This is a genomic window from Burkholderia alba (assembly GCF_034721475.1).
In the GTDB taxonomy this organism is placed as follows: domain Bacteria; phylum Pseudomonadota; class Gammaproteobacteria; order Burkholderiales; family Burkholderiaceae; genus Burkholderia; species Burkholderia alba.
In genome coordinates, this window is sequence record NZ_JAWJWL010000001.1 from 106,026 (window position 1) to 123,134 (window position 17,109).

The following is a 17,109-nucleotide window of genomic DNA, read 5'->3' on the forward strand; positions in this document are numbered from 1 at the left end:
GGGCGCGGTGTGAGGGTCTGCCGTGTCGGGTGTGCTCTGGGCACGCCAATCCCCGGCACGCTATCCTCGAGTCCTTAGCTCCATAAACGTGTGGCGAAAATACTCTCGTATCGCCTGCATCGCGGGAGACAATTCCGCATTTCTTCGCCATGCCAGACCGACGGTCATCGCAGGGACCGAATTGACGAGCATAATCGTTTCGATGCGCCGCCCTTCCAGGGACCACGGGCGATAGACCATATCCGACAGGATGGTCACCCCGGTGCCGTTGGCGACCATACTCCGTATTGCCTCGACGGAGGAGGTCCTGAGAATCACCGTCGGCTGGTACGGTGTCTCGTTCCAATAACGCATAGCAGTCTGAGCGGCCTCGTCCACCGTCAACAGAATGAACGGTTCTAGTGCAGCTTCGGTGAATGTCACATTTTCTCGTTTCAACAAAGGATGATGCGCGCTGACCCACAGCCTGCGAGCGGAACAAATGATGGGTTCGAGGGTAAGCTCGGGATTTGAAACGTTGGAGGTGAGCAGCACGGCCATGTCGTATCGACCGGCAATTAGGCCCTTTTCGATGGAATTTCGGCTCAACTCATGCAATTGAATTGTGAGGCGAGGGTACTGTGAACTAAGCCGCTGTATGTGGTGAGGCAAGAAATATCCGAGAACCGTGTAACTTGCTGCGATGACAAGCTTACCAGTGAGTGTGCTTTCAAGATTTTCAATCCGCATTGCCTCATCCACCGACGAGAGAATAGTGTATGCGTGATTGAGAAATCGATGCCCGGTATAGGTCAATGTCACACCAGAAGGCGTGCGCAGAAAGAGTTGTGCTCCCAGTTTGTCTTCCAACTCCTTGATGGCGCTCGTCACTGCTGATTGAGAGATGGTCAAATGAATAGCGGCCTGCGATATTTGCCCGAGCTCGGCCGTCGCAACAAAATATTTAAGCTGTCGAAGGGTCAGTGGCATTGTCTTAAAAGAGAATAGTTGTTTGGCCGTCGCCTGATCGGGCGATATTCGGACTCCGCGTGTGACACGAGGTAAGCGTCAGGCCTCGGCGTTGAATCGCTCAGAGTAAAGCAGCGCAAACCGCGCTATCGCGCTTTTCCAATCGCGCAGGGATCCGCTCCACTTGGCCGCAACGTTATGCAAGCACGGCCAGATCAGCTTGAGCCCGGCCTCGTCCAGCGGTAAATGTCGGCGTGCATTGATGATTTTGCTCAGTTGCATATGTCGCGATTCAATGGCGCCCATGGCGTAAGTGATCTCCTGATGCTCGATGCAAACACGTAAAAGCGTCTCACTCGCTCCCAGGCTCGTAGCCAAGACCCGGCATGGCGGGCATGTCGTGCCCGACCGGCCGGTTTGGAGCAAGTCGTCGTTGGTCGTCACGCGCTTGCAACTCGTGTCGTTGCGGTGATTTATGTTGTCGGTCAGTTTCGTTTCGCCCTTTTCGTATGCCAGGTTGCGGGTCGACTCACCACACAACTTATGTTCAAAGTCACCTTCGTGAGCGCGACGATCTGTTCGTAGATCGTTGCCCGGTCCGGCGCCCCGGACATCCATTGCTTGATCATTTTCGGGCTCGGGTTCAAGCCTTTGCCCGATTTTTTCCTTACGCTTGCGCAGCATGAACTGGGTCCTCGGCCATTAGTTTATGCCTCATACAACGAAGTTCGGGTAAGTATTCTGATTGCATCGTCGGTATACATAATCAATGAATGGGGGATCGATTAATGTTGGTGCACGCGACCATGCGCAGGTATCTGCCGATATTAGGAAAACCGATAATCGAGCATATAAAAAAAAGACTTTCTTGAAACGTGACACCCGTGTACCGTCTGCGCTAACGCTGCAGTGAGGTGAGTTTCAGGACATCCGGTCGCACAGCCTTGGAGGAAAATAATATGACAAAGCAGTGCATCGACCTGAACTGCGACATGGGCGACTGGTCGGGTTCGTGGCGCGTTAGTGCTGGAATCGACGAACAGATCATGCCGTTCATCAGTTCAGTGAATATCGCCACCTGTCGTCACGCCGGCGATCCGAATATCATGGCGCGAACGGTGCAATTGGCGAGAGATGTCGGTATCGGTATTGGTGCGCATCCTGGGTTCCACGATTCCATTGGAGCCGGTCGCCGCGATACTACCGAAATACCTCAGGCGCTCGTTAATGATGTTTTGTATCAAATCGGGGCGCTACGCGAGTTGGCGCGGCTGCATGAAGTAAAGCTGCAGCACGTGAAACCGTACCGCGCGCTTTGCCTGCACGCAGCGCACGAGGAAACGTTCTCGCAGCTTCTTGTAGACACGCTGCAGCGGTTGGATCCAAGTCTATTGCTCTACTGTACGGAGTCATCGACGGCTTATCGTGTTGCACGTGAGATGGGCCAACCCGCAATTCGAGAGTTCTACGCCGATCGCGACTATGACCGCAGTGGTTCGATCGCGCTCATTCGTCGCAGTGATCAACTTGATCCTGATCGGGTCGTGGACAAAGTTGTACGAGCGTGTGTCGACCGGAAGGTCCGGACGATCGATGGAGACGATATCGATATCGATTTCGACTCTATCTGCATCCACAGCGATACGCCAGGAGCGTTGCAACTGGTCCAGAAAATACACGACGGACTGGTCCGCCAGGGGATTGTTATCGTGAGACCGCAGATGCTGAAGGCAGACATTTAGAGAACTATTTAAAAACCATGCGAGGGGGCTTGTGCTGACTTCCTAGGCGCGATGTTTTAAGGCATCGGCACAACGAGTGCTCAAGGATGGACGTGACGATCCTCGGCGAGGGACTGTGGGGGCGAATCAACCCAATGCTGTTGCCTGCAAAGCCTCGGAAAACGATCTGAGTCGTCGGCGCGTTTCCGATCGTGCGGCGTTCAACGGCATCTTGTGCGCTCAAAACGGGAATCCGCCGGGACCACGTATCGACTCGATTGGGGCGTCGGCTCGGACGTAACTCGCTGGAGGCGACGAATCACTGACAAAAGGCTGGTAATGAGACCCGCTGTACGAGCCGCGCTTCGACAGTTGCATGTGGCAATCCGGATCGAACCGTCAAATGCCGCGCTCGATTCGTCGTCCGTGTCGGGCCACTCCAGAAAACCGGCTTCGTCAACGCCGATCGAGGCTTATACACGCTACCGACGTTCGCGGTGCGAGCATGGTATCTGGTCGTGGTCGCTAATCACCGGACCGAACAGCGAGCTTGGCAAGTATCGTTGGGCAGTCGAACGTACGCACTCGATAGAGTATGAGTCGTCGTTTAAATTATTAGGATAGCTACCAGATAGAGGAGCGGTTCCATAGCCTGCATGCCAAATGGCTGCCGTCGGTCGGTTACATGACAGCACAGGCCGTACACCGGGACCTCAGCCATGACTTGATACACGGGCACAACCGGATACGGCCGCATCAATTCAACGAAGGGCTGGCGCCGGCTATGCGGAAGAGAAACTTAACGCGGTGTCCAAGGCGAGTCGACCACTACAGTGCTCTCCTGTGATTTTCGGCACGATACAGCATGTATCGTGTCCCGTCTGCATTCGATGGCCCTCGGGATGTGCAGACGGCCTAGCGGCTAGTGCTCACTAGTCGCGCTTTCTATTCGATACCGCCCCAGCATCACACAATGCAGGGCAGGGTGCCTGGAGAGCGCGAAACCAGAAACGGTTTCGCGCTCTCGCGTGCTTCGCACGCTTTGGATTGTTGATGTCACGGAGGTGATCCGCCTGGCCAGACCGTTCCTCTGGAGTAGCAGTGCGCTTCCCGGCGAGGACCGCACGTGCGGCGTTTTCGGCGTCAGTGGGATCGGGCTTCCCTTTGGATCGGCGCATCGCGAGATCGGGACGATTGACTTCAAGCACGCCGATCTCATGATCGCGCAGCACGCGGGCCAAACCCGCTCCAGTTCGACGAAAAGGCGCTGGCGTTTTTCGAAACCCACCTTCGGTAAAGGGGATATCCGTTCCCGGCTCGAGGCAACGCGGCGGGCAGCGAAGGAGCGTGAGCCGCTTCGCGGCTGGCGGAGCAGGTCGGCGGCGGGAGCGATCGAGCGTCAAGGCGGGCTGGATGCGGGGGCTGGGCGATGGCAGCGGAATACCGTTCTCGCGCGCGGCATGCGCGACCCGGTGACGCGGCGCAACCCGCATCGATGCAGCCCGCGCGGCAAGCGCTTGCGCAGAGGCGAGCGGGATGGGATCCCGACGGCGTATCGCTGGGCGGGATGCCCTTCGCCTGGGCATCCCGTCTTCAACGATCAAACCGCCTCATGCGCCGGGGCACCTGTCGCTCTGCCCGTCGAGCTGCTCGTAGTCCTGCCGGAACGACGCGGTTTTCCGGCCGCTGCCGTCCGTCTTGATGGTCACGATATAGATGCTGTCGTAATCCTTGCCGCTCCAGTGCGGCACCACGCTGGAATTGCCGTTGGCGGCATCGAGAATATTCTTGACCGCCGCTTCCAGCTTGACGTGTTCCCACGCGACGAACACCAGCGCATTCCTGTATGTGTCGCTCAGCAATTCGCCTTGCAGATCGTCGATCTGCGCAAAACCGAACGTCGTGTTCACCGGCATGCCGAGCCTGATGGCGGTCGGCTCGATCGTCGCGAGGGGGCGGATATAGTCGAAGGTGCCGTCCGGGTCGCGCACGCGGGTCTTGGTCGTGTTGGGCGCGAAGAGGTAGTCAGGGTTGCCAAATTTCGCGGCCAGCACGCCGGGCAACGCCAATGCCCTGTTCAGACCTTGACAGGTGAGCTGCCCGAGTCCGCCGGCCGGCTTTTCTCCATGCCGGACAAAGACCAGCGTTTCGGTGGCGGACTGCGCGGCAACCGCCGGGAGGGACGGGTAGGTACAGGTGAAGGCGAAACCTAGACCGATCAGGAAAAATCCGAATTTCGTTTTCATGTGTCGAGTGTCCAGTTGGGAGATTTTCATTATGGACGCGGGACATGATTGTTCCGTGTCATCGAGGACGTACTTGGTCCTCGATCGGGCATCGATTCCACTCAACGGCCGGCGGCGGACAGGGGTCGGCCTGTCGAGCGCCGCTCGCGGCTCCGCTTCACAAACGTCCCGATCGCGCGTTCCTCGAAACGGGCCCCCGCGTCGGACGGCCCGCCGACTCACCCGGATATCGACCAGACAGGAAGGAACGCGAAATGATCAATTGGATCGTCACCTACGACATCAGCCCGATGGATAAGATCCTCGGCTACAGGACCGTGCTGCGAGACATGCGGGCCTTTGTTCTGACCGGCAACGTAGTGCGCTGGGAGGAAATCAGCATCTACCGCGACGACACTCCCACGCAGATGAGCCCGCGAACCACGGTGCATTTCTCCAACAACAATTTTCAGGTGGACCAGATCAACGGACGACCGATCAACTACAACTATCCGATCGATCTTCCGGAGTTCGATGCCGGAGCGTTTCCGTATGATCTCCCGACCCAGCCCAAGGAAGTGAATGCCAATGAAAAAACGCGGCTGCTGTTCCTGTTTGCCGAGGCGGCCCGCAGCCAGGTGATCCAGGACAAATTCGAGCACGCTTTCGAGCATTCCGGCGCGCTCGCCCTCGAACCCCTGCGCGTGCTGGCGAACTCCTACGACGACACCTGCAAGCAGATCCACATCGATCCGGCGCATCCCACCCGGCCGCTGACATGTGCCGACTATCTCGCCTACGCGGTGACGCTCCCGGCGGGTACGCCCAAGCGCGACGCCATCCAGGATCTGTGCCGGCCCGGGCAGTGCGACGACGGCAATTGAGACATCGCTCACGCGCCGGCCGTTGCGCGTTGAGCGAGTGGTTTCGGCGTCATCCGGGCGATACGCCGTTCCGTTCTACCTGAAGCTCGGCGTGGAACAGGTCGGCGAAAGGGAATCGGCAGTGATCCCGGGAAGATTCGCGCCGATCCTGCGCATCGCGATGCAATCCGGAGACGTACGGAATCTCATCTGTTCAAGCAACCGGCGCTGTCGCCTGATCGACGAGGACGGGCGCGATTCCGGTCGGGTCTGCCGCTCGATACCGCGGTTCGCCCGATTCGGCGGAGAGCCGCCACGCGTGTTGCGCCTCTCCGTCGCACAGGCGCAACGATCGCTGCGATCAATGGCGCGGCCGGCCCCCGGCGTCGAAACGCATCGAGCGTGCCGACCCGGTCGATGACGATGTCGTCGCGGGATGCAAAGCCGTAGCGGGCGGTGACGGCGAATCGGCCGTCGCTCCGATGGGTCGCAGGAAACACATGCGGACCGAGCCGGAACGGGGGGAAATCCGCTGTCCGCGTTGAACCGGTCGATCTCGGCCGGCCGCGCATGCCGAGATCGTTGTCAACGCAACGTCGCCGGCCAGCCGATCGAGAAGGGCCGTCATGCAGCGCTCGCTGGACAGTCTCTTCGTTCCGGCCTTCAGGCTGGAGGGCATCGGGACCGCGCCGACGCGGGCCACGCACGCGCCTTGCGTGAACGTCGCCGTCTCGTCGATCGGTGCGCCCTCGATCATGAAGTGATCGAATTCCCGTCCGTTATCCGGGTAACGGACGACGACTCCATCCTCGCAGTCATGAATCGAGACCTCGCGCTGAAGGCGTGCGGCGCTGTAGCCTTGAATGAACGTATGGACAGCGTGCCGCCGGGAGGCCGGTCGTGATCCTCGTCTTGGGGGACGCTCGGCCAGTCCGTCAAAGCACTTCGAGGCGATCTTCGCGATGGCTGAAGCAGGGGCGCCCGCTTCACGCCGATGATCAATTGAGGTATCGCCGGTACGTGCTTTCGGCGGACGTCGGAATGGCTGTTCCGCCCGGTCGATGCGGTGTTTCCACGAAGCGACAGGATGAATCGGCGCGCGCCCGCCGGCTTGACGGTGCGAATTCGGCGGCGAATAATCCGCCAGATTCGATACACGTCACGCGAGCGGCCCGGTCGGCCCGCCGGCATCGCGCGGGTTTTCTTCTCGACCGTCAATGCATTCCTCAAGAGGAGTCAGAATGGCATACGACGCAACGGTGTTCGGCAAATGGATCCGCCGGATCAAGAAGCAGTTGCTGGAAGGGAAAATCCCGCCCAAGCTGGCCCGCGATATGGCAAGGACGATTCGGGCTGCCATCCGATCGAAGGAAGTCGGATTGACGGCCGAGGCACGGCAGGCGCTGGAGATCGAGTGGAAAGATCTGGAGGAGGCGATCGATCAGCGCGAATCGCCGGATGCGGGCAATGCGCGTCGGAAAGCGGCGGCCGGGCCGGGAGCCAAGCGCGCGGCCAAACCCGCACAACCGGCGGCGCGCAAGGTGTCGAAGCGCGTCAGCCTCGACAAGACAGCGAAACCGGGGAAGACCGCGACGGAAGGCGCGGCCAAGAAGGCATCGCCGAAGATCAAGAAATAGTATCGGCGCGACGCCTTGCAGAAGCCCGCTGCGTGCAAGCCAGCGGGCTTTTTCCAATCGCGAGGGCGACCCGTTCGGCCGCTTTCCGATTCAACGACAGGTGAACGGTGCCGCGCGGGTCGCTCATCGCCCGCGACGGCGGTCCGTCGGAGAGTGCATGAATACGAAAGTCGAAGACCTTGCCCGCAAGCTGATCCGCAATTTCGATACGGTGGACAAGACGCTCGACGTCCGCGACCCGCTTTACGAAAGCCTCTGCGCGCGCCTGGCGTCCGGCACGGCGGCGCGGCATCTGGGCGCCTCGATCGATATCGTCGCGCCCGGCAAGCGCTCTTGCCCCTACCACTTCCACTACGCGCAGGAAGAGATGTTCGTGATCCTCGAAGGAGAGGGCACCTTGCGTGTGGCGGGCGAACTCGTTCCGATTCGCAGCGGGGACGTTCTGTTCATTCCGCCGGGGCCGGAATACCCGCATCAGATCATCAATTCGTCCGCCGCGCCGCTGAAGTACCTGTCGATCAGCACGCGCGAGGATCCGGAGGTCGTCGAATATCCGGACTCCGGAAAATATCAGGCGATCGTTCGCGGCAGCGGCGGGAAGATCGTCCGCGCCATCCAGCGAGAGGCCAACTCGCTCGATTACTGGGAAGGCGAGCCTTGAACCCGGCGTAACGCGGTGCTGCGCGGCTCGCGAGAGAGCGGCGTCCCGGTCCTGCCCGGCGTCGCGTTCAGATTGCCCCGCGCCGGTCCTCGGCATCGAGGCCCGCATCGCCGCCAAACCGCCGCTCCAGCCCGCGGGACAGCCACGCGACGAGCGCCGTCGCGAGATGGCAGAACAGAAAGAACGCGCCCATCGCGTACAGATACACCCACAGCATCGCGTCCGTCGTGCCGATCGCGGCGATCATCGTGTTGCAGCGGCTGACCAGCTCGGGCACGCCGATCACCGAAGCGGTCGACGATGCCATCACGATCGTCACGAGGAAGTTGCCCCAGTTCGACACGAAGACCGGCAGCGCCCGGCAGCGCGCCGCCCGCGATTCGCGCAGGATCCGCGCCAGATGGTCGGAGACGAAGCCCGCCACCGCCAGCGCCAGCGCCAGCGCAGCCTTCAGCCACGCCGGAAACGGCAGGCTCACGCCGATCGCGGGCCATGACGCCGCGTCGGGCAGCATGAACATCAGATAGAACTGGAACACGAAGGTCGGGATGTTGCGCGTGAGTTCGGTCGCGGCCGCGCCCGTGCGCGCCAGCGCCCGGCGCGGCGAGACGCGCCACCGCGCCAGCAGGTACCCGCCGCCCGTTCCGGCGGTCATCGCGACCAGCGAGATGACGATGTTCCACGCGAAGCCCGCCGCGAGGTAGGGGCTCCAGGCGGCCAGTTCGCCGACGACGCGCTCAACGCCGCCCATCGCCGCCTCCGCGTTCGATCCATCGCAGCAGCCGCACGACGGCGAACACCAGCAGCAGGAAGCACAGCATCAGCGTATTCATCATGGTGGCGGTGTTGCCGTGTTCGGCGACGATCGAGGTCGACACCGACAGCAGCTCGGGCACGGCCACCGTGCCCGCCATCATCGTGGCCTTCGTCACGTTGACGAGCAGCGCGACGATCGACGTCGACGAATGCCCGAGCATCCGGCCCAGCGTCGCGGGCGTCAGCGTGAAGCCGGGCGCGAATCGGCGTTCGTGGCGGACCGCGTCGTCGAGTGTGCGCATCAGCCCCGCGCCGGTGTAGACGCTGAGCGACAGGACGACGATCCAGAACGCGTTGAAATGCAGATCCCAGCGCGCGGCCGCGACGCTGCCGATGCCGAACATCAGCACATAGATCTGCAGCAGCGGCGGCGTCGTGCGCGCGAGCCGCGCGAGCGCCCGGAGCGGCGCGGCGAGCGCGGGCGTGCCGCATGCGGCGGCCAGCGCGAGCGCGATCCCGCAGAGGACGCTGCCCGTGATGCAGCACAGGGTCAGCGCCCCGGTCAGCGCCAGCGCATGCAGGAATTCGGCGCGTTCGTAATCGTCGTAAAGGTAGGTCAGATTGATGCCGGTGATTTCGTCGAGCCGCATTCCCCAGCGCCGCAGGCCGCTCGCGCCGGCGGACGTGACGAAGGCGGGATTGCGGCATGCGACAGGCCAGCTGCCGTCGGGCTGGCGGGTGCAGAGGTAGCGGCCGTCGGCGGTTCGGCGGCTCCACAGCGCGTGCATGTCGGCGAGAAAGGCGGACGGCGGCAATCCCCATTTGCGTTCGAGCGCGATCAGCGTTCCTTCGCGATGCCAGTCGGCGACGGCGTCGCCGATGAGGCGGCCGAGCGGATCGTCCGGCGTGGTCCGGGCGATCGCGATCGCCCACGGGGTCGGCAGCACGGTCGGCAGCGCGATCCGGTAGCCGTGCCACTCGGCGGCGCGCAGGTCGCCGGCGATCGCGGTGTTGTCGAACAGCCAGCCGATGCAGCGCCCGTCGCGCACCGCGAGTTTCGCGTCGCGTCCGCTGCCGTAGATTTCCAGGGTCAGCAGGTAGCGCGTCGCCATCGGCCGGTTGAAGTAGCTGGCCTGCGTCGCGCACACGGTCTTGCCGCGGATGTCGGCCCAGGTTTTCACGGTGCTGTCCGCGCGCGTCATCAAGGTCGCGCCCGACGAGTAGTAGTCCGGCTCGATCAGCGTGGCGATTTGCCGCCGTTGCGCGGTGTCGGCGATCGTCGCGATCGTTACGTCGACGCGCCCGTCGTTCAGCGCCTGCAGCCGGTTCACGCCGGTCACGCCGGCGGTGCGCAGCGGCACCCCGAGGCGTCGGGCCAGGTCGGCCGCCAGATCGGTTTCGAAGCCTTCCTGCCGTGCGTCGCCCGTCAGCATGCCGAACGGCGGATAGTCGGTCTTCACTCCGACCACCAGCACGCCGCGCTGCCGGATCGCGTCGAGCCGTCCCGCCGCGTGTCCGGCGCCGACGGCCAGCAGCAGGCAGGCGGCCGCGCCGAGTCGCCGGGCCCGCCGTGCGCGCCGTGCCGTGCGGTCCGGCGCGCGCGCGCTCATACGGGCACGGCCAGCACGCGGATGCCGTAGCCCAGTACCGGCGCGAGCCGCGCCGCGATCCAGCGGTCGACCCGGCCGACGCGCGCCGAACGCGTCACCCACCATTCGGGCAGCACGCTTTCCGCCTCGCAATGGCGGATCGCGAAGCCCGCCGTCGCGAGATCGGCGCGCAGGTCCTTCAGCGTGTACAGGTGGTAGAAGAACGTCAGCGGATGGGCGCCGACCTGCCGCGTGAAATAAAGGTTGCCGGGCTCGTTCAGAGGAGGCCGTGCGCGGCCCAGGCGGCGGGCGAGGGCGGACCTGAGCAGCGCCCGCGGCCGCCGCCGCAGGATCGACGGCACCGACAGGATCAACCGGCCGTCGTCATCGATCATCGTGCGCAGGGTGCGCAGCGTGTCGATCCGGGCCGCGCGATCGCCGAGGTGGGACAGCACGCCGAACAGCAGCAGGATCAGGTCGTACGGGCCGCTTCGCGCCAGCGCGGGCAACTCGCCGTGGACCAGCGCGACGCGTTCCCGGTACGGCGTGCCGGCGAGGTTGCGCTCGAACTCGCGCAGCGAGGCGAGCGAGATGTCGTAGCCGGTCACGTGCGCGGTCGAGTGCGCCAGCAGCGCGACGGCGTAGCGTCCGTTGCCGCAGCCGAAATCGAGGATCCGTCCGGCGTCGCGCGCGCCGTTCGCGAGCAGATAGTCGAGGGTGGCCGCGTTGGGATGCGGGTAGCGCCGGCGATAGCCGTCGCTCAGGAAATACTGGTCGTAGGTCCGCTGCATATCCGCCGCGATCCGGCCGGGAGGCGGCGGATCGCACGCCGCCGGCGTGGCCGGTTCCGCCGGTTCCGCCGGTTCCGCCGGTTCCGCCGATGCCGCCGATGCCGCCGATGCCGCCGATGCCACCGATGCCACCGATGCCACCGATGCCACCGATGCCACCGATACCACCGATGCCACCGATGCCACCGATACCACCGATGCCACCGATGCCACCGATGCCACCGATGCCGCCGATGCCGCCGCATCCCAAGTCGTCGCGGGAGGCGCGGACCACGCCTGAACCGCATGACGCAATTCGGCCAGCAGCTCGCGGATGCCGTGACTCTCGTTCTCGACGCGGGCCTCGATCGCCCGCACCACCGCGCGCGCGCGCCCGGACGGCGCCGCGCCGCGTCTGCCGTGCCAGCGGACCCACCAGAGCGCGCCGCGCGCGACGGCCAGCAGCGCGAAGAACCGCACCTTGCCGAGTTCGGCGATCACGTTCAGCACGCTCGTCGCGAACCAGAGCGCCACCAGCGGGGCGAGATAGGCGTCGATCACGCTGGCGAAGTCGAGCGGTAGATGCGCATAGATCCACGGCACGCCGCTCCGATAGAAATCGTCGACCAGCCCGATCGTCGGCGCGGCGTTGGCGGAGTAGCGGGGGAACGCGTTGGTGCCGTTCACGTAGCTGCTCTTGCGGTGCACCTCGCGCATCGCTTCGAGCACGACGTAGGCGGTCGCCGGCGGCAGGTCGCGCCGCGCGACCACGGAGATCGTGGCCGCCAGCATGTCGACGTCGCGCGGCGGCGTGTTGTGTTCGAAATCGTAGATGCCGGCCGGCAGCGTGACGTCCTTCAGGTCGGTCAGCTTCTTGGCGAGCGCGCCGCGTTGCGAGACCTGCACCATCAGCAGATCCGGATCCTTCGCGAGGTCGGCCATCCATTCGCTGTCGGCGCCGAGCATGAACAGGCCCGCGTCGAATTCGCCCTGTTTCAGGCGGGCGAGGCCCAAGGTCAGCGGCAGGAACACGAAGCGGGTATTGGTGCCGTTCACGCCGCTCAGCGCGAAGATGCGCAGCAGCGTGCGGCTCGTCAGGCTGTGCTCGGGCGGCAGCACCAGCGTCAGCCCGCGCAAGTCGGAGAACGAGGCGATCGACCGGATGGCGGCTGCGCGGCGCTGCTCGAACACGAAGATCGGCTGCAGTTGAATGTCGCCGAGCGACATCAGCCGCGCGCGCTCCGCGTCGCCGTGACTGCCGGCGACGAAACCGATGTCGAGGTGTTCGCGCGGGTCGGCCACTTTCGCGCCGATCTCGTCGGTGTTCTCGAACGGCACGACGTCGACGCGATAGCCTTTCCGCTCGATCAATTGCTTGTATTGCAGTGCGGTGGCGTAGAAGCTGCCGTCCACCGGTCCCGCCGCGATGCGCAGGTGCCTGGGCGGCAGCGCATGCAGGGTCGCGGCGACGAGGATGACCAGCACCGCGATGCCCAGCAGTGTCTTGGGATGACGGATTGCCTTCGGATGGAGACGCATGTCGATGAATGAACGGGAGTCGGGGCACCGGTTCATTCTGGGTTGGCGTCGCGCGCATTCCTATAGAGCAAGTGTCATGGGGAACTTGGCATGGCGTGCGACGGCGCGTCGAGGTGCGGCGGGATGCATTGCGCTGCATGCGCGCGGTCCGGGTGCGCGGGGGGAGACAGGCTCCCGGCATGAGAGGGCGGCGAATGCTGAAGCCGCGCGCGATAATTCAAGCGTCGCAGGCGCGATAAATAGGTAGGTGGAAATATTTCGCGCGGCGTAATTTATTTCCGCCAGTGAAAAGGGCCTGTCGGCACATCGACCGGCCCTGTCATATGCGATCACTTCCCTGCTGAAGCCTCGATCGCGTCCGTGTCCCACTTCCCGCGTCGCGTTGCCTCGGCCAGCATCCCCAAGGTCAGCGGCCGCCGCTCCGGCCGGCGTAGCCGCTTCACGAACAGCCCGAGGAGCGACGACAGTAGCGCCTGACCTTCGGGGCCGAAATAGCGCCGGTACGGGAACCCATGGGCGTCCACGCCGAATTTCTCTGCCCACCTGTCGATGAACTCCACCCCGTCCAGACCCGTGACGCCGAGATCCTGCTCAAGCCTGGATTCCGGCTGCAGGTTCAGCCGGCCGCCGAGCAGCGGCCGACCGAGTTCCTCGCGCGTGAAGGCTTCGAGGCGTTCCCAGGTATCGTCTTTCATGGTTTAGCGCACCCGGTCTTCGGGCTTCACGATGCGGTTGTAGGTCGAGACGGTGTTGCGCATGATCAGGAACGCGTCGCGCGCCGGAAAGACTTTTCCCACGACGGGAAGCGTCCGGCCGATCCACGCCCCGAGGCGGCGCGTGAAGGCGACCCGGATGCCGGACAGCCCGACGCCGGTGATCATCGGCAGGCGAAACGGCAGCGTCTGAGGGAACAGCTTGCGGGCCGCCATCTGCTCGTACTCGCCGAACGGGAAAGCGACGCCGTAGCCCTCGGTTTGCCGGTACGGTGGATCTCAGTAGGCAAACGTGTGCGGCCGGTCGTAGCGGCTGATGCAGTCGCGCCACGACAGGTTCTCGACCGTCGTGCGTTGGGCCAGCCGCAGGTGGGCAGCCGACACACGCTCTTCGATGCGCAGGAGGTGAATCGTCGGGGCCGTGGCCGCCGTGCCGAAGGTCTGTTCCTCGACCTTGCCGCCGAAGGCCTGCTGTTGCAGGTAGTAGCAGCGCGCGGCGTGCTGGATGTCGGTGAGCGTTTCCGGGAGCGTCTCCTTGGATTTATCTCACTGCCTGTCAGAATGCGCGCCGTCGTGATGCGCGGGCGGCCTACCGGTCGTCGCAGGGTGTCGAATCCTGTGGGGCGGCGATCACCTGATCGCCGAGGTTGTCGGCGAACCGCGCGAGCGCGGCGAGTTGCGTTTTCGGGTTGGTCACGCGGAGCAGTATTTCATCGATGTGGCGGTAGTAGCCGGCGCCCATCACCTGGCTGACGCACTCGATCGACCGCGCAAGCATCGCCATGCCGGCTCTCGCGCCGTCCGGGGTTCCGCCGAGGTCGAGCGCCGCTTGCCGGGCGCGGACGAACTGCAGCATCGCCGCGCGCCGGTCGGGATCCCGGTATCGGGCGGCGATGTATTGGCGGATGTCCCGGGGCGCGTTGCCGGACGGCTCCGGCGAGAGGACGGGGGCGGCGGCGGCGCGCCGGGCGGACGTCGACGGGTCGAGCGCGCCGGCATCGTCGGGCTCCCGCTCAGGGAGAGCCGGCCGGATGGAGAACCCCGATGTCCCGACCCGGGCGGTGTGCTGATCGAAGGCAATCCACACACTCATCAGGACAGCGAATGCGCCGCTGATCAGACCCACCCGACAGTATGTTTTCATTGCGGCGACACTCGGCTTTCCAGGGAACGGTCGGGGGAGTTTAGGCGCTCGGCACTCGAACATCAAACCAGCGGCCGGTGCCGATGCGGGCCCGAGCACCGCGCCAAGCGGACCCGGCCCGCCTCGCTCGGCAGCCGCGCGAACGGCACCGGCGGCGCCCGACGCTTCGCGCCGCGCCGCATCCTTCGAACCGGATTCGTCGAACCCACGCCTGCGCGACGGATTTTTCCGCCTGGGCCGTTTAAGTATCGACACGGGACCGATCCGGTCCCGCCACTGCCTTGGAGCCCCGTCATGAAATCCTTCGCCGCCGTCCGGCTGGCTGCCGCCACCGCGCTCGTTGTCGTCGCGTCGTCCGCGTTCGCGCAGGCGGTGATCGTCGCGCCGCTCGCGCCGCCGCCGCCTCGCGTCGAGGTGATGCCCGCGCCGCGCGTCGGCTACGTGTGGGATCACGGCCGCTGGCGCTGGGATCACGGCCAGTACGTCTGGGTGCCCGGCCACTGGCAGCCGGTCCGGGTCGGCTATCGCTGGGTGCCGGGCCACTGGGTGAGTCGCGGGCCGAACTGGCGTTGGGTCGAAGGCCGCTGGGCGCGCTGATCCGATGCCCGCCCCCGGCGCGGCGCCGCGCCGGCGCCGCGCGTCGCTACCCCTAACGGAGCCGATCCCGATGAAAACGCTCGCCATTCTGATTCTGACCGCGGCCACGCTGGCCGGCTGCGTCGTCGTGCCCGCGCGGCCGGCGTATTACCGGCCCGCAGTCGTCGTATATTGATACCCGCGCGCATCGTCGCGCCACCGACTTCCATGTCCGGACCATTACTCTCGCAAGGGGCTACGGCAAGTGAGCAGCAGTCGCGTCGATATTTTCCGGAGGCGCGCGCCGCGACGGTTGCGCCGCGCGCCTTCCCACCCACGGGACGATGCGCGTTGAGCGAATACGATCCCGACGCGGAACTGGTCGCGCGAGTCGGCGACCAGGACCCGGCGGCCGTCCGCACGCTTGTCGCACGCAAGCTGCCGCGGCTGCTCGCGCTCGCCACCCGCATGCTCGGAGACCGCATGGAAGCTGAAGACGTCGCGCAGGAGGCCTTCCTGCGGACCTGGAAGCAGGCGCCGCGCTGGAAGTCCGGCGAGGCTCGCTTCGACACCTGGCTGCACCGCGTGGTGCTGAACCTGTGCTACGACCGGCTGCGCGGGCAGCGCGAGGAACCGGTCGACGAGCTGCCCGATCGGCCCGACCCCGGCGCGTCGCCCGACATGCGGCTCGAAGGCCGCGCGCGCGACGACCGGGTGCGCGCGGCGCTCGCCGCGCTGCCCGCGCGGCAGCGGGAAGCACTGGTGCTGAATTACTATCAGGAACTGTCGAACATCGAAGCCGCAGCCCTGATGGGCATCACGGTCGACGCGCTGGAAAGCCTGCTCGCGCGGGCTCGCCGCGGCCTGCGCGCACAACTGGCCGGCAGCGGCCTCGGAGAGGATTTGCGATGACACCCGAACGATTCCGTGAAATCGTCGACGCCTACGGCGCCGAACCGCAGCGCTGGCCGGCGCCGGAGCGCGCCGACGCACAAGCCTGGGCGCACGATCATCGGCGCGAAGCGGACGCGTTGCTGCGCGACGCGGCCGGCGTCGACGCGTGGCTGGCGAGCGATCCGGCGGTCGAGCCGGACGCCGCGCTGGTCCGGCGCATCGTCGCGTCCGCGCCGGTGCGTCCCGCCCGCCCGCCGGTCCGCTCCCGCGCATTCGGGTGGCCCGGCGCGGCGCTCGCGGGCCTCGGCATCGCGGGCGGCCTGGCCGGCGCCTTCGCGCTGTCGTTCTTCCTGGTCGCGGGCGCGGCTCGGCCCGCGCACGATGCGCCGGATTCGTCGTATATGACGACGGGCTTCGGCGGATCGTCCGCCGACTGGAGCGGCGAATGAACGAACGTTCGCTGAAATTCGCGCTGCTGGGCTCGTTGATCGTCAACGCCTTTCTGCTCGGCGGGATTGCCGGGGCGGCCTACGGAGGGTTCGGCGGCCTGCACGCGCGCACGGGCGCCGCCGCGCAGCCGCAACAGCATCCGCTGCGCTTCGCCGCGCACGACCTGTCGGCGGATCGCCAGGAGGAATTTTCCGATGCGCTGAAGGACGCGCGGCGCGACGGCCGGCCGTTCGCGCGCGCCGGCCGCGACGGCCGGCACGACGTGCTGCGGCTACTGGCCGCGCCGCAACTCGATCGCGCGGCGCTCGACGCCGCGCTCGCCCATACCCGCGAAGCGGACGGTGCGCTGCGCGCGCGCGTCGAGCAGGGCGTCGCCGATTTCGCCGCGACGCTGTCCCCCGACGAGCGCGCGAAGTTCGCCGAAGGTCTCCGCGAGAACGGCCAATGGCGGCTGCCGCCGCCGCCGAAGCTGCCGGCGGCAAGCCAGTAAGCCTGCCGAAGGGATCCTCCGCGCGCATCGGACCGCGCGCTTGCCCGGGCCGCCGCCGTCGCAAAAAAAATCACGAAACGGCGACGGATTTCCCCGCGCTCGACGTTTAACCCACGTCTCCACCGCGCGAAGG

The 17,109-nt window shown here is 65.2% G+C and carries 16 protein-coding genes and 6 pseudogenes; 10 read left to right on the forward strand and 12 right to left on the reverse strand.

The features are described 5' to 3' along the window. Positions 1–60: 60 nt before the first annotated feature. Entirely contained in the window at positions 61–969 is a 909-nt protein-coding gene (locus RZR99_RS00450; protein ID WP_323117755.1) for a LysR family transcriptional regulator, read from the reverse strand. A 78-nt stretch (positions 970–1,047) separates the two neighbouring features. Then, positions 1,048–1,353 (reverse strand): annotated as a pseudogene (locus tag RZR99_RS00455) (IS256 family transposase); the annotation flags it as partial. A 554-nt stretch (positions 1,354–1,907) separates the two neighbouring features. Here RZR99_RS00455 and pxpA point away from each other — a divergent pair. Together pxpA and RZR99_RS33265 are read left to right on the forward strand one after the other, a co-directional pair. Continuing rightward, positions 1,908–2,690 (forward strand): 5-oxoprolinase subunit PxpA, encoded by a 783-nt coding sequence (gene pxpA, locus RZR99_RS00460; protein WP_323117756.1) that lies wholly within the window; start codon positions 1,908–1,910, stop codon positions 2,688–2,690. 619 nt (positions 2,691–3,309) lie between these two features. Beyond that, positions 3,310–3,491: pseudogene (locus tag RZR99_RS33265) on the forward strand (IS3 family transposase); the annotation flags it as partial. A 244-nt stretch (positions 3,492–3,735) separates the two neighbouring features. Here RZR99_RS33265 and RZR99_RS33560 read toward each other — a convergent pair. Both RZR99_RS33560 and RZR99_RS00465 read right to left on the reverse strand, forming a co-directional pair. Then, positions 3,736–3,919 (reverse strand): annotated as a pseudogene (locus RZR99_RS33560) (IS110 family transposase); the annotation flags it as partial. A gap of 360 nt (positions 3,920–4,279) precedes the next feature. Continuing rightward, positions 4,280–4,915, reverse strand: a complete 636-nt coding sequence (locus RZR99_RS00465; protein ID WP_323117757.1) for a histidine phosphatase family protein — start codon at positions 4,913–4,915, stop codon at positions 4,280–4,282. Between the two features lie 254 nt (positions 4,916–5,169). On the opposite strand from RZR99_RS00465, the gene RZR99_RS00470 reads away from it, so the two are divergent. After that, positions 5,170–5,778 (forward strand): hypothetical protein, encoded by a 609-nt coding sequence (locus tag RZR99_RS00470; RefSeq protein ID WP_323117758.1) that lies wholly within the window; start codon positions 5,170–5,172, stop codon positions 5,776–5,778. Positions 5,779–5,842: 64 nt separating this feature from the next. Further along, positions 5,843–5,935: pseudogene (locus tag RZR99_RS00475) on the forward strand (GNAT family N-acetyltransferase); the annotation flags it as partial. Positions 5,936–6,118: 183 nt separating this feature from the next. On the opposite strand, the gene RZR99_RS00480 reads toward RZR99_RS00475, so the two are convergent. Continuing rightward, positions 6,119–6,514 carry a hypothetical protein gene (locus RZR99_RS00480; RefSeq protein WP_323118030.1) on the reverse strand — a complete coding sequence of 132 codons (396 nt, stop codon included), beginning with the start codon at positions 6,512–6,514 and terminating at the stop codon, positions 6,119–6,121. Positions 6,515–7,016: 502 nt separating this feature from the next. Between RZR99_RS00480 and RZR99_RS00485 the strand changes: the two genes are divergently transcribed. Continuing rightward, positions 7,017–7,394, forward strand: a complete 378-nt coding sequence (locus tag RZR99_RS00485) for a hypothetical protein (RefSeq protein ID WP_323117759.1) — start codon at positions 7,017–7,019, stop codon at positions 7,392–7,394. A 100-nt stretch (positions 7,395–7,494) separates the two neighbouring features. Beyond that, on the forward strand, positions 7,495–8,055 hold the full coding sequence (locus RZR99_RS00490) for a cupin domain-containing protein (RefSeq protein WP_323117760.1): 561 nt from the start codon (positions 7,495–7,497) through the stop codon (positions 8,053–8,055). 67 nt (positions 8,056–8,122) lie between these two features. On the opposite strand, the gene RZR99_RS00495 is transcribed toward RZR99_RS00490, so the two are convergent. From RZR99_RS00495 to RZR99_RS00525, 7 genes and pseudogenes are all read right to left on the reverse strand, one after another. Further along, a complete protein-coding gene (locus tag RZR99_RS00495; RefSeq protein WP_323117761.1) occupies positions 8,123–8,806 on the reverse strand; it encodes an ABC transporter permease subunit in 684 nt (227 codons plus the stop codon). Continuing rightward, positions 8,793–10,421 (reverse strand): transporter substrate-binding domain-containing protein, encoded by a 1,629-nt coding sequence (locus RZR99_RS00500; RefSeq protein WP_323117762.1) that lies wholly within the window; start codon positions 10,419–10,421, stop codon positions 8,793–8,795. The genes RZR99_RS00495 and RZR99_RS00500 overlap by 14 nt, the downstream gene beginning before the upstream one ends. Then, on the reverse strand, positions 10,418–12,709 hold the full coding sequence (locus RZR99_RS00505) for a methyltransferase domain-containing protein (protein ID WP_323117763.1): 2,292 nt from the start codon (positions 12,707–12,709) through the stop codon (positions 10,418–10,420). Before RZR99_RS00505 ends, RZR99_RS00500 begins: the two co-directional genes overlap by 4 nt. A gap of 329 nt (positions 12,710–13,038) precedes the next feature. Next, complete coding sequence (locus RZR99_RS00510; RefSeq protein ID WP_323117764.1) at positions 13,039–13,404, reverse strand: DUF1493 family protein; 366 nt, start codon at positions 13,402–13,404, stop codon at positions 13,039–13,041. 3 nt (positions 13,405–13,407) lie between these two features. Beyond that, positions 13,408–13,638, reverse strand: a pseudogene (locus RZR99_RS00515) (STM2901 family protein); the annotation flags it as partial. Beyond that, positions 13,627–13,959 (reverse strand): annotated as a pseudogene (locus tag RZR99_RS00520) (DNA adenine methylase); the annotation flags it as partial. The pseudogenes RZR99_RS00520 and RZR99_RS00515, both read right to left, overlap by 12 nt. A 52-nt stretch (positions 13,960–14,011) precedes the next feature. Then, on the reverse strand, positions 14,012–14,548 hold the full coding sequence (locus RZR99_RS00525; protein ID WP_323117765.1) for a hypothetical protein: 537 nt from the start codon (positions 14,546–14,548) through the stop codon (positions 14,012–14,014). Between the two features lie 312 nt (positions 14,549–14,860). On the opposite strand from RZR99_RS00525, the gene RZR99_RS00530 reads away from it, so the two are divergent. The 4 genes from RZR99_RS00530 to RZR99_RS00545 all read left to right on the forward strand — a co-directional run bounded on the left by RZR99_RS00530 (position 14,861) and on the right by RZR99_RS00545 (position 16,976). Further along, a complete protein-coding gene (locus RZR99_RS00530) occupies positions 14,861–15,163 on the forward strand; it encodes a YXWGXW repeat-containing protein (protein WP_323117766.1) in 303 nt (100 codons plus the stop codon). 330 nt (positions 15,164–15,493) lie between these two features. Further along, positions 15,494–16,054: an RNA polymerase sigma factor gene (locus tag RZR99_RS00535; protein ID WP_323117767.1), complete on the forward strand. Its 561-nt coding sequence runs from the start codon at positions 15,494–15,496 to the stop codon at positions 16,052–16,054. Next, positions 16,051–16,485, forward strand: a complete 435-nt coding sequence (locus tag RZR99_RS00540; RefSeq protein ID WP_323117768.1) for a hypothetical protein — start codon at positions 16,051–16,053, stop codon at positions 16,483–16,485. Before RZR99_RS00535 ends, RZR99_RS00540 begins: the two co-directional genes overlap by 4 nt. Next, entirely contained in the window at positions 16,482–16,976 is a 495-nt protein-coding gene (locus tag RZR99_RS00545) for a periplasmic heavy metal sensor (protein ID WP_323117769.1), read from the forward strand. Before RZR99_RS00540 ends, RZR99_RS00545 begins: the two co-directional genes overlap by 4 nt. Positions 16,977–17,109: the final 133 nt, after the last annotated feature.